At 37.6% G+C, this 13135-nt stretch carries 8 protein-coding genes; 7 read left to right on the forward strand and 1 reads right to left on the reverse strand.

The genetic code is table 11. The features are described from left to right. Positions 1 to 232 precede the first annotated feature (232 nt). The 4 genes from AC3FI7_RS00085 to AC3FI7_RS00100 all read left to right on the forward strand — a co-directional run bounded on the left by AC3FI7_RS00085 (position 233) and on the right by AC3FI7_RS00100 (position 7965). On the forward strand, positions 233 to 2986 hold the full coding sequence (locus AC3FI7_RS00085) for a SusC/RagA family TonB-linked outer membrane protein (RefSeq protein ID WP_491461084.1): 2754 nt from the start codon (positions 233 to 235) through the stop codon (positions 2984 to 2986). Between the two features lie 11 nt (positions 2987 to 2997). Continuing rightward, entirely contained in the window at positions 2998 to 4599 is a 1602-nt protein-coding gene (locus AC3FI7_RS00090; RefSeq protein ID WP_491461085.1) for a RagB/SusD family nutrient uptake outer membrane protein, read from the forward strand. Between the two features lie 18 nt (positions 4600 to 4617). After that, complete coding sequence (locus AC3FI7_RS00095; RefSeq protein ID WP_142725671.1) at positions 4618 to 5736, forward strand: SusE domain-containing protein; 1119 nt, start codon at positions 4618 to 4620, stop codon at positions 5734 to 5736. 72 nt (positions 5737 to 5808) lie between these two features. Continuing rightward, positions 5809 to 7965, forward strand: coding sequence for a glycoside hydrolase family 97 protein (locus tag AC3FI7_RS00100; protein ID WP_491461086.1), 2157 nt, complete (start codon positions 5809 to 5811; stop codon positions 7963 to 7965). 64 nt (positions 7966 to 8029) lie between these two features. Here the strand turns inward: AC3FI7_RS00100 and AC3FI7_RS00105 are convergent, their stop codons facing one another. Further along, a complete protein-coding gene (locus AC3FI7_RS00105) occupies positions 8030 to 9025 on the reverse strand; it encodes a sterol desaturase family protein (protein ID WP_142725673.1) in 996 nt (331 codons plus the stop codon). Between the two features lie 202 nt (positions 9026 to 9227). Here AC3FI7_RS00105 and AC3FI7_RS00110 point away from each other — a divergent pair, with 202 nt between their 5' ends. From AC3FI7_RS00110 to AC3FI7_RS00120, 3 genes are read left to right on the forward strand one after another with little or no spacing between them, the layout of a single operon-like run. Beyond that, the gene (locus AC3FI7_RS00110; protein ID WP_491461087.1) at positions 9228 to 11087 is read left to right on the forward strand and encodes a glycoside hydrolase family 13 protein; all 1860 of its coding nucleotides are present in this window, start codon (positions 9228 to 9230) and stop codon (positions 11085 to 11087) included. 9 nt (positions 11088 to 11096) lie between these two features. Further along, entirely contained in the window at positions 11097 to 11615 is a 519-nt protein-coding gene (locus AC3FI7_RS00115) for a nuclear transport factor 2 family protein (protein WP_172617117.1), read from the forward strand. Continuing rightward, the gene (locus tag AC3FI7_RS00120) at positions 11615 to 13033 is read left to right on the forward strand and encodes an MFS transporter (RefSeq protein WP_491461088.1); all 1419 of its coding nucleotides are present in this window, start codon (positions 11615 to 11617) and stop codon (positions 13031 to 13033) included. The genes AC3FI7_RS00115 and AC3FI7_RS00120 overlap by 1 nt, the downstream gene beginning before the upstream one ends. Positions 13034 to 13135: the final 102 nt, after the last annotated feature.

A 13135-nucleotide genomic window follows, 5' to 3' on the forward strand; every position in this document is an offset into this window, starting at 1 on the left:
ATAAAGTTAAACAATTGTTTAACATTTTGTTAATTTAAAATAAATATTATGCAAAGCATAAGACGTTGTAAAATATTGGGCTTTAAAAAACTAACTAAAATGGGTTTCGTAATATACATAATTTTAACTAAAATTATATTAAATTTATAATAATTCTAATTTTTTTTTAAATTGCGAGTCTGGCTCTAGGCTAAAATAAGACTGAAAAACGAAACTATAAAAAAATAAGATTGTGAAGAATTTTACAACAGTATTAAAAATCGCGCCCGCTTTTTTACTGGCCAGTACAGTAATACATGCGCAGAAAAAGGACTCTCTTCCTCAGGAGAAAAAGATTGATGAGGTTGTACTGATCGGGTATGGAAAGCAGAAAAAATCTGATCTTACCGGTTCTATAACTTCTGTCACGGCTAAAGACTTCAACGGAGGAGCAACTTCTGCAGGGCAACTGATCCAGGGTAAAACGCCAGGGGTACAGATTACCAATAACAGTGGAGCCCCGGGATCCGGAACAAAAATAAGAATCAGAGGTACCTCTTCTTTAAGTGGAGAAAATTCTCCTTTGATTGTAATTGACGGAGTTCCTCAGGATTTTGTTGGAATGAATGGAGTTTCTGACCCGTTATCATTAATCAACCCAAATGATATTGAAACGTTTGATATCCTGAAAGATGCTTCTGCTACTGCTATCTATGGTAACAGGGCTTCTAATGGTGTTATTCTTATTACAACCAAGAAAGGAACAGCAGGAAAGTTCAAAGTGAACTTCTCAACCGTTACCTCGGTATCTACTAAAATGGGAAAGGTAGACGTATTGAATGCTCAGGAATTTAGAGATTTTGTTAATACATACGCACCTGCTGGTTATAAAACGAAACTTGGGAATGCCAATACTGACTGGCAGGATCAAATTTACCAAGCGGCATGGGGAACCGATAATAATGTAGCTCTTTCCGGAGGTATTAAAGGATTACCATACCGTTTATCATTAGGATATAATGAACAGAACGGTATTGTAAAATCAAATTCTTTCAGAAGAACTTCTGTGGGGTTGAACTTAAATCCTAAATTCTTTGACAATCATTTATCAGTGAATGTAAATGCAAAAGGGACATTTACAGATAATAGGTTTGTAGATGGTGGGGTTATCAAGGCAGCTACTTATTTTGATCCTACACAACCGGTATATTCGGGGAACTCTAACTATGGAGGCTATTATGAATGGCTGGATTCCGGATCTGCAACAGGTTATAATGTAAATGCCAATTCCAATCCACTTGGGATGATCAATGGGGTAAGAGATGTGTCTTCCGTTTTAAGAGGATTGGGAAATATTCAGTTAGATTATAAGTTTCATTTTCTTCCAGACCTTCATTTCAATGTAAATGCGGGGTATGACTATACAAAAAGTGACGGACACAAGTTTAAAGATGCTCGTCTGAGACCAGGTTTCGAAGATAAAGGAAGTTCAAATTTCTATTCTATGGAAAAGAAAAATAAACTTTTGGAAACCTACTTTAATTATGTGAAAAACATCAGTGCTATTAATACTGGTGTGGATATTACTGCAGGGTATTCTTATCAGGATTTCAATATTTATCTTCCAGGAGCTATCACCTATAGAGGAACAGGAATTAACTCGCAGGATTTAGACTTCAAAACTCAAAATACATTGATTTCATTTTATGGAAGAGCTATTTTTACCATAGCTAATAAATATGTTATTTCAGGATCGGTTCGTAAAGATGGATCTTCGAGATTCTTCAACGGGACCAGAGATAATGTATGGGGAGTTTTCCCGGGAGTTTCCTTAGCATGGAAGCTTAACGAAGAAAATTTCATCAAAAATATATCCTCTATCAGTACATTAAAGCTAAGAGCAGGATGGGGTAAAACTGGTCAGCAGGAATTACCAGCACTTAATGGTAACAAACCTAATAATTATCCTGCTTTTGCAGCGTATAATCCAAGTTATCAGGGAGCGGGCTATCAGTTCGGAAATGAATTCTATTTTATGTTCAGACCTGCTAACTATAATCCAAATCTTACCTGGGAAACAACGACTACTAAAAACTTAGGATTGGATTTCGGCTTTAATAAAAATCGAATTACAGGATCAATAGATATTTTCAGAAAAGATACTAAAGACCTTCTTGTATATGCTGATGAACCTGCAGGAGGTTTAAGTAATGCAAGCTGGCAAAATGTTGGAGATATGAAAAATGAAGGGATTGAAGGAAGTATTACTGTAATTCCGGTTAAAAATCAAAATACAACCTGGGAAGTAAGTTTTAATGCTACTCATTACAAGCCGGTGATTACTAAGCTTAAAGACAGAGCTGATGAATCATTCAATATGGAAGTGGGTGGTATTGAAGGAGGTTCAGGAAACAGGATTCAGGCTCATGCCGTAGGATATGCACCAAATTCATTCTGGGTGTATCAACAAGTATATGATACCAATGGAAAGCCAGTTGACGGAGCTTATGTAGACAGAAACGGAGATGGGATAATCAATACAAAAGATATGTATTATTATAAATCCACAACACCTGATGCCATTTTAGGTTTCTCTACAAAAGTATCTCATAAAAACTGGGATTTTGCCTTGAGTGCAAGAGCTGTCTTGGGGAATTATGTATATAATAATGCTGCTTCAAATAGTTCACTGCAATCTGCATCTACAAATGAATACCTACAGAATGTATTCTTTACAGCACCACAGTATAAATTCGCAGTTCCTCAATACAAATCTGATATTTATGTTGAGAATGCTTCATTCCTGAGACTGGATAATATTAATGTCGGATACAATTTCGGAGAAGTTTTTTCTAAAGGAAGTAATCTGAAAATATATGCGATGGCACAAAATGTTTTTGTGATCACTAAATACTCTGGAGTAGATCCTGAAGTTTTTGGCGGAATAGATAACGGTTACTATCAAATGCCTAGGATTTACTCTCTAGGTTTTAACTTCCAATTTTAAATAAGAATTCAATGAAACTAAATAGAATTAAACTAAAAAATATAGTATTGCCTCTTTCTGCAGTATTTTTATTGACAGCAACTTCTTGTGTGAAAGATCTTGAAAGAGAACCTATCACAGACGTTACTTCAGCCAGTATTTATAAAGATTTTGCCAATTACAAAAATGTTCTGGCAAAACTTTACGGAGGGCTTGCTATGGGTGGCCAGGTAAGTGGAGACGGTGATCAGCCGGATAGTGATATTAATGGTATCAACGGTGGATTCTCCCAGTATACCAGATTGATGTATAACCTGAACGTAGTGACCACTGATGAAGCAGTGATTGGATGGAATGACGGTAACCTTCACACACTTCACAAAATGACGTGGGATGCTTCCAACGAATTTATTGCCGCTATGTATTACAGAATATATACGGAAATTGCTTTTTGTAATGAGTTTTTGAGAAATGTGACAGATGAAAAATTAGCTTCCAATAATATTACAGGAGACAACCTCACTCAGGCTAAGTTAATGAGAGCAGAAGCTCGTTTTCTAAGAGCGCAGTCTTATTATCATGCGATCGATATGTTTGGGAATGTCCCTTTTGTAGATGAATCATACTTGCCAGGTTCTATCAATCCGCCACAGAGGATAGAAAGAAAAGCATTATTCAATTATATAGAATCCGAATTACTTGCTGTAGCAGGGGAATTGAAAGATCCTAAAACCAATGAATACGGAAGAGCAGATAAAGCGGCTGCATGGTCCTTATTGGCAAAATTATATTTGAATGCAGAAGTATATACAGGAACACAGAGAAATACAGATTGTATAACTTACTGTAATAAAGTGATTGCAGCAGGGTATTCTTTAAAGCCGAAATATGATGGTTTGTTCCTTGCGGATAATAACATCAATAACCCGGAGCAGATTTTAAGTGTAAACTTTGATGGAATCAATACACAAACCAATGGAGGGACTACTTTCCTTGTTCATGCTGCAATAGGTGGAGATATGAAAGCGGCTGATTTTGGAGTGAATGGCGGATGGAGTGGGTTAAGAACTACAAAAGCCTTTGTAGGACTGTTTCCAACCAATGGAAGTGATAAAAGAGGAAGATTCTTTACCTCAGGACAGAATTTAGAAATTAATGATTTAGGATCATTCACAGATGGTTATGCTTTTATTAAATTTAAAAATGTTAAAAGTAATGGATCTGCTGGTGCCCATACCAACTGGGTTGAGGCTGATATCCCGTTATACCGTTTAGCTGATATCTATCTGATGTATGCGGAAGCCGTATTGAGAGGAGGTGCCGGAGGTAATCAGGCGACGGCAATCGGTTATATCAATCAGCTGAGAGAACGTGCCTATGAAAATACAAGTGGGAATGTAACCTCTATCAATCTGAATTTTATTTTAGATGAAAGAGCCAGAGAATTATCCTGGGAAATGACAAGAAGAAGTGATCTTATCCGTTTCAATAAATTTACTACAGGAGATTATCTATGGCCATGGAAAGGTAATGTGAAAGATGGTAAAGCTGTGGAAAGTTACAGAAACCTTTTCCCGATTCCAGCGAAAGATATCGTAGCCAACCCTAACCTGGTTCAGAATCCTGGATATTAATTTAAAATCCTGTTAAAAATGAAAAAATTATTCAAAATATTAGCCTTGGTTTTTACCGGACTTTTAGTTTTTTCTTGTGAAAAAGATGAAGATCAAGCGGTTATCAATGAGACGTCTGCCGGCAAAATATCTGCTGATAAAAGTTCGGTGGTCCTTAATGAGCTTAATGCCAATGATGCCGTGATCACTTTTACATGGACAAAACCAACCTTTAATATTGCAGTCGTTCCTACGCAAAAAGTAGAATTCGGCATTAAAGGAGATGGTTTCAAAAAAAGCGCTGCTATTGACTTTTCCAATGATATGACTTCAGGTGTTGTTACGCATGCAGCAATGAATGCAGCAATGTTTTCTATTGGAGCAGTACCGGATGTTGTGAATGATATTGAGGTAAGATTGAAAACTTCTGTAGGATCAGCAGCTTTTTATTCTAATGTTGTAGCTATTAAAGTAACACCTTATACTCCAAATCCAGATTTGGTTTATCCTAAGATCAATGTTCCCGGCAGCTATGCTGGAGCAGCTGGCTATGCCAACTGGACTCCGGCCAACTCGCCGAATTTGTTCTCTCCTGGAAAGAATGATGAATACAGAGGGTTTATCTGGATCAATACTGTTGCTGGGGTTGAAGATGGAAAATATAAATTTGCGATCAACCAGGACTGGCCAGGAAATAAAGGTGATGATGGAACCAAAACAGGAAAATTAAAAGCTGATGGAGATAATATAAAAGCGCCAGCTGCAGGAACGTATTATATTAAGGTGAATTGGGCTGCAAACACTTACTCATCAGTTATTGCAAACTTCGGCGTTATCGGGGATGCAACACCTACAGGTTGGGGATCAGATACGGATTTTGTATATAATCCTGCAACCAAAACGTTTGTGATCAGTTCAATTGCATTATCCAGTACCGGAGTATTTAAATTCAGAGCCAATGATGATTGGGCCATGAAGTTCCAGCCAAAAGATGCAGATCAGACTTTGGTTTCAGGGACAGGTGTTCAATCTTATTTAAGTTCAGAAGGAACTGTTACAGGAGACCCTGCATACAAAGTTTCACAGGCAGGTAATTATAAAATTGAACTGGATCTGCACAATTCAGCATATTACAAATTAACCGTTACTAAATTGTAAAATAAAATTAAAAATAAAGCAAAGTGCTGCTTTACTGCAGCACTTTATTTTTTAAGTTAATAAATAGTCATTATGAAGAAAATTACAGTTGGAGCGCTTTTGCTCTCAATGATGTTTACAGGTGTGAAAGCCCAATCTTTAAAATCTCCGGACGGGAAGTTCGAAATGAACTTTCAGTTGAAGGAAGGAGTACCTTACTACAACCTGAAATACAATGGTGCGGTAGTGGTGGAAGATTCTAAATTGGGATTGAGATTATTTAAAGACACAGCTATAAAGTTCGCTTCCGAGATCGCTAAACCGGAAGATGCAAAATACGATCTGAATAACGGTTTTGCAAAGACAGATGAAAAAAGAGAATCCAAAAATGAAACCTGGCAGCCGGTTTTAGGAGAAAAGAAAAATTATATCAATCATTACAACGAACTGGCGGTTACCCTGAATCAGGCTTCTACAGACAGAAGTATTGTGGTAAAGTTCAGATTGTTTAATGATGGGCTTGGATTCCGTTATGAATTCCCACAGCAAAAGAACCTTAATTATTTTGTGATCAGAGAAGAAGATTCTGAAATCGATTTCCCTACCGATATGAAGGCATGGTGGATCGTGGCAGATTATGACTCTCAGGAATATCAGTATCAGGAAACCAAAGTATCTGAAATTCCTTCAAAATGGGATAAAGCATACGATGCAAATGCCTCTCAGTCATTGGTGAAAAATGCTGTTCAGTCTCCGTTGATGCTTAAAAAAGAAGGAAAAGAGCCTTTGTATATCAATGTGGCAGAAGCTGCGGTATTGGATTATCCGGCCTCACATCTTGAGGTAGATGCCCAGAATTATAAATTCAAAACGCATTTGACTGCTGACAGACAGGGAGCGAAAGGATATATTCAGACTCCTTCGGTGACTCCGTGGAGAACCATTATTGTAGCGCCGAAAGCAGAACAGGTGATGGATTCCAAAATGATCTTTAACCTGAATGAGCCTACAAAATATACAGATACTTCTTACATTCACCCTACAAAATATATGGGAGTATGGTGGGAGATGATCATCGGAAAATCTCAATGGGCATATTCTACAGCAGAAAATGTACATTTAGGTAAAACAGATTTTACGAAGCTGACGCCCAACGGAAAACATGCAGCCAATAATACAAAAGTAAAAGAATACATTGATTTTGCTGCAGAAAACGGATTCCAGGGATTATTGATTGAAGGTTGGAACATCGGTTGGGAAGACTGGTTCGGGCACTCCAAAGAATTTGTTTTCGATTTCATTACCCCTTATCCGGATTTTGATATCAAAATGCTGAATGAATATGCACATTCAAAGGGAATTAAGCTGATCATGCACCATGAAACTTCTGGTTCTGCAACAAACTATGAGAGATGGGCAGACAAAGCTTTCCAGACAATGAAAAAATATGGATATGATGCCGTAAAAACCGGATATGTAGGAGATATTATTCCGAGAGGAGAACATCATTATTCTCAATGGACAATTAACCATTACTATAGAATTGCAGAAAAAGCAAATGACTACAAAATCATGGTTAATTCCCACGAATCTGTGCGCCCTACAGGAGAAAGCCGTACTTATCCTAACTATATTTCCGCAGAAGCAGCCCGTGGAACGGAATATGAAGCATTTGGAGGTAATAAACCTGACCACCAGACAGTTCTTCCTTTCACAAGATGGATGGGAGGATCCATGGACTATACCCCAGGAATTTTCCAGACGAAACTTGACTATTATTTCCCTGGAGATAAGCGTTTTGTAAAAACTACTCTGGCGAAGCAGCTTGCTCTTTATGTAACAATGTACATGCCGCTTCAGATGGCTGCAGATCTGCCTGAAAACTATAAAAAGCATATGGATGCATTCCAGTTTATCAAGGATGTTTCAGCAGATTGGGATGATACAAAGATCTTATCTGCGGAGCCGGGAGACTATGTGATCACAGCAAGAAAAGCAAAAGGAACTGAAAATTGGTTTGTGGGAGGGATTACCGATGAAAACAAACGTGAGTATACAGTAGATTTCTCGTTTCTGGATAAAGGAAAAAAATACGAAGCAACGATCTATGAAGATGGAAAAGATGCTGATTATATTGATAATCCTCAAAGCTATAACATCTATAAAAAAGAGATTACAAGCAAGTCAAAAATTAATTTTAAAATGGTAAGAAGCGGTGGTTTTGCAGTTTCTATCAAGCCAATAAAATAATTTTTAACGATACACTAAAGTGCCCCGGTTCAAGTTTTTCAAAAACCGGGGTATTTTTTTACAGCTACTTATCCTCCGCATGCTGAATGAATTGGGGATATTGGTTCTCAGATTCTGCTGCCGGCTCGTTTACTTGAACTGGAACTTTGTTCTTTTTCTTTTCCTTATATTCTTTCTGATACTGTTTTACCGTTTTTCCGGTCCCATCATGCCTCCATCCCGGAGAATAGAAAAGATATTTCAATCGGGTTTTAAAAGAAAGCCCAGGCTGTCTGAGATCTTTTCCTATTCTTCTCCATTCATAGAATAGGGTAGTTGCAGGATCTTTTGACTCCATTTTAGGATAAATGCCATATTTTACAGGAACTTCAGGATCTTCTTTTTCAAATGTTCCGAAGATTTTATCCCAGATAATCAGGCCCATTCCCATATTGCGGTCCAGGTATTTGATATTGCAGGCATGATGTACCCTGTGATGGGAAGGCGTAACCAGAATGTATTCTAAAAATCCCATACTCTTAATCGATTGGGTGTGTACAAAGGTACCATAGATCTGAATAGAAGAATAAGCCACCAGAATATGCCATGGATGAAAGCCCATGAATGCTAATGGAGAAAAAAACAGGTATCGGTATAATGGCTGAAATACAGGGCTTCTGAATCCTGTACTGATATTGAAATAATCAGAATTATGATGCGTAATATGTACCGCCCAGAAAACACGGGAGTGATGATCCACATAATGATGAACATAATAGGCAAAATCCTGGGCCAGGAATACTGCAATCCAATACCATATTCCCTCCTGCCAGTCGAAAAGACGATGCTGGTAAAAAAACATCATAACAAATAAAGAGAAACCTTTCATGATGATGTCTAATCCATAATTAAGCAAGGCGAAAAGTACATTTGTTGCAACATCTTTAGTCTCATAGATTTTTTCCTTATTAAAGTGGCTGTAACCCATTTCCAGGAAAATAATTGCAGCAAACACAGGAATTGTCCATGTGTAAACAACATCTGGTCCCTCTGTTTTGAACATATTGCTGAAATCAAACATTTTTTCTGTAAAGCTAAAGATAAATAAAATTGAAAATCAACTTTTCACATGAATTTTTTGTAAAAAAAATAATTATTCTTTGTAAAATTCGGAATAAGAATATTTCATTCTGAAATTCTGAACGAATGAGGATCAAAAAAGAGACTTTCCACTACATTTTTAAATGTATATATGAAAATTTAATGCTAAATTGAACACTAATATGAAGACAATATTTGCAGCATTCGCTCTTTCCATAGCTTCTGCCGCTTTTTCCCAGAAAAACCTGGAAAGAGTAGAGCCGGCTTTCTGGTGGAAAGGGATGAAAAATCCTGAACTTCAGATTCTTGTTTATGGAAAAGAAGTTGCCAATAATGAGATTACACTATCAGATGGAATACACATCAAGGACATTCAGAAAGTGGATAATCCCAATTATGTTTTTATTACGGTCAATACCAATGAAATAAACATTCCGAAGTTCATCATCAATATTAAAAAAGGTAAAAAGAACCTCGGCTCATACACGTATGAATTGAAGCAAAGAAATCCGGGATCAGCCAACCGTGAGTCTTTTACCTCAAAAGACTTTATGTATCTGATCATGCCTGACCGCTTTGCCAATGGTGATGAGAAGAATGATTCAAAACCGGAACTGACAGAAAAAGCAGATCGCAGCCTGCCCAATGGAAGGCATGGCGGAGACCTTCAGGGAATCATCAGCCATCTTGATTATATTCAGAATCTGGGAGCTACTGCTGTCTGGCTCACTCCTGTGAATGAGGACAACGAAAAAGTGTACTCCTATCACGGCTATGCCCAGACCGATCTGTATAAAATAGATGCCCGCTTCGGAACCAATGAAGATTATAAAAAGTTATCTCAGGAACTGAACAAACGAAATATGAAGCTGGTGATGGATTATGTAACCAATCATTGGGGAGGTTCACACTGGATGATCAAAGATCTTCCTTCAAAAGACTGGATTCATTGGTTTGATGAAGGTGAAAAAGGATTCAAACGTTCCAATTATAAAACGACAACGCAATTTGATACCAATGCCTCTGATATTGATAAAAAATATGCATTGAACGGATGGTTTGATACGACAATGCCCGACATTAATCAGAAAAATCCGCTGGTTTTGAAATATCTGACACAAAATGCAATCTGGTGGATCGAATATGCCGAATTGGGAGGATTTCGGGTAGATACTTATCCTTACAATGATAAAGATGCTATGGCAAAATGGGCTAAAGCAATTACGGATGAATACCCGAAATTCAATATTGTTGGAGAAACCTGGCTTTATACAGCAGCGCAAATTGCCGCCTGGCAGAAAAATTCGAAAATAGGAGAAATAGAAGGCTATAATTCAAACTTACCATCGGTGATGGATTTTATGTTGTTTGGAAATATGTCTAAGGCTCTTAAAGAAAAAGAAAGCTGGGATAAAGGAATGATCAGAATTTACGATTCCTTTACCAGTGATTTCCTTTATCCGGATATTAATAACACTTTAGTGTTTTTTGAAAATCATGATACTGAAAGATGGAATGAAATCTTTAATGCCAACCCTGACGCTTATAAAATAGGACTTACCCTGATCTCAACAGTAAGAGGGATTCCTCAGATTTATTACGGATCAGAAATAGGAATGAGGGGAGATAAAAAAACAGGAGGTGATGCTGATATCCGCAGGGATTTTCCGGGAGGCTGGATGTCCGATCAACAAAATGCATTTAATCCATCCACGCAAACTCCGGAGCAGAAAGAATTCTTCCGGTTTACTCAGAAATTATTGAACTGGAGAAAAGGGAAGGAAGTGATTCATAACGGGAAAACTAAAAATTTCATTCCCAAGGATGGCGTTTTTGTGTATTTCAGATATAATGAAAAAGAAAGTGTAATGGTGGTGATCAACAATAATGAAAAAGAACAGACGATAGACTTGAAACGGTTTGCAGAATCACTTAATGGATTTACAAAAGGAAAAGAAATTATTTCAGAAAAAGAAATTTTATTACAAAACAGCATGAATATTCCTGCAAAAACCCCGTTGATTATTGAACTGGAAAAATAATTATTACATATGAAAAAACTAACGACTGCTTATACATTCATCCTTTTTTTACTGGGATTCTCCTTATTGGAAGCACAGTCGAAGACCGGATTTGAAAAAGAGAAATCAGAAATCATGGTCATGCTTGATGCCTTCAATGCAGCTGCTGCAAAAGCGGATTACAATGCCTATTTTAATCTCTTTGCGGATGAGTCTACCTTCATTGGAACAGATGCTACTGAAATCTGGAATAAAAAAGCATTTATGGTATGGGCAAAACCTTATTTTGATAAAAAGAAAACCTGGAATTTTAAAGCACTGAAAAGAAATATTTACTTCAGTAAAGATGGAAAACTGGCGTGGTTCGATGAATTACTGGATACCCAGATGAAAATTTGCAGAGGTTCAGGTGTATTAGAAAAAATCAACGGAAACTGGAAGGTAAAGCAATATGTACTTTCCATGACAGTTCCGAATGAAGTGGTGGATAAAGTAGTTCCTGAAAAAGCACCTATCGAGGATGTATTAATTCAAAAGCTGAAATCATAATGGCAGAAATGTTAGGAAAATATGGTGCGGGCCCGTTTGGAAGAAGAAAAAAGCCGGATTTATCCATCCTTCAGATTATCAATATGAGTATGGGATTTTTGGGAATCCAGATGGCGTTCGGGTTACAAAATGGGAACGCAAGCCGTATTCTGGGTAATTTAGGAGCAGATGTACATGAATTATCATGGTTCTGGCTGGTGGCACCTGTTACAGGGTTGATTATTCAGCCCATTATCGGACATATGGGAGACAATACATGGAGCCCGTTAGGAAGACGAAAGCCTTATTTCCTGATTGGAGCTGTTTTGTGTGCAATAGGATTAGTTTTACTTCCTAATGCCGCTTCCGTCACTCAGATGTTTGCGGCCAACGCCCTTTTATTAGCAGTAATATTTCTTGCAATGATGGATGCTTCGGTGAATATTGCAATGGAACCTTTCAGGGCTTTGGTAGGGGACATGCTCCCTAAACATCAGGGAACAATAGGGTTCTCGGTACAAACCATTTTAATTGGAATTGGGGCAGTACTGGGTTCATATTTACCGGACTGGTTAACAAAAATGGGGATTTCCAATGAAGCTCCGGCAGGATTTGTAGCAGATAATGTCATTTACTCCTTTTATATTGGTGCAGGACTACTGATCATATCAATTCTGTATACCATCATGACCACCAGAGAGTATTCACCACAGGAATTTGCTGATTTTGAAGATGGAAAAGAAACTGAAAAACAGGAGTCTAAGTTTTCAGATATTTTCAAAGACTTTGCTGCAATCCCTTCGCAGATGAAAAAGCTGGGAATTGTTCAGTTCTTTTCATGGTTTGCCTTATTTACCATGTGGGTATTTACTACCAGTGCTCTGGCAACCCATCATTTTGGTCTTTCTCCGGAGGATACCCATTCCAAAGCATTTAATGATGCAGGCGACCTTACCGGAAAGCTTTTTGGAATGTATAATCTTTGGGCAATCCCGTTTGCATTTCTGTTGACTCCAATTGCTAAACTGATCGGTAAAAAGCAGACTCATGCTTTGGCTTTATTGTGCGGAGGGCTGGGACTTGTTTCAATGTATTTCATTAAAGATGTAAGCAATCTGTGGATCTCAATGATCGGACTGGGTTTTGCCTGGGCGAGTATTCTGGCTATGCCTTATGCTATGCTTATTGAGGTAATTCCACAGAGAAAAATGGGGGTTTATATGGGAATATTCAACTTCTTTATTGTAATTCCGCAGATCATCAATGGTCTGTTTGGGGGTCCTGTTGTAAGCGGTATTTTCGGAAAACAGGCTATGGATTATGTTGTGGTAGGAGGAGTTTGTATGCTTATTGGAGCTGTAGTGACTATGATTTTTATTAAATCTGAAGAGGAAACGCCTAAGGAAATTGAAGAGGAAATCAAACAGGTTCACTTTTAAAAAATTATCTGTTTTGAATTTAAATACCAATAGAGCGGGCTTTAGCCCGCTTTTTTTGATATCTAGATCAATCGGTTTTAGTCCAATTTTAAATTTCAAGTT

The organism is Chryseobacterium sp. TQ-BC-N36 (genome assembly GCF_058382295.1).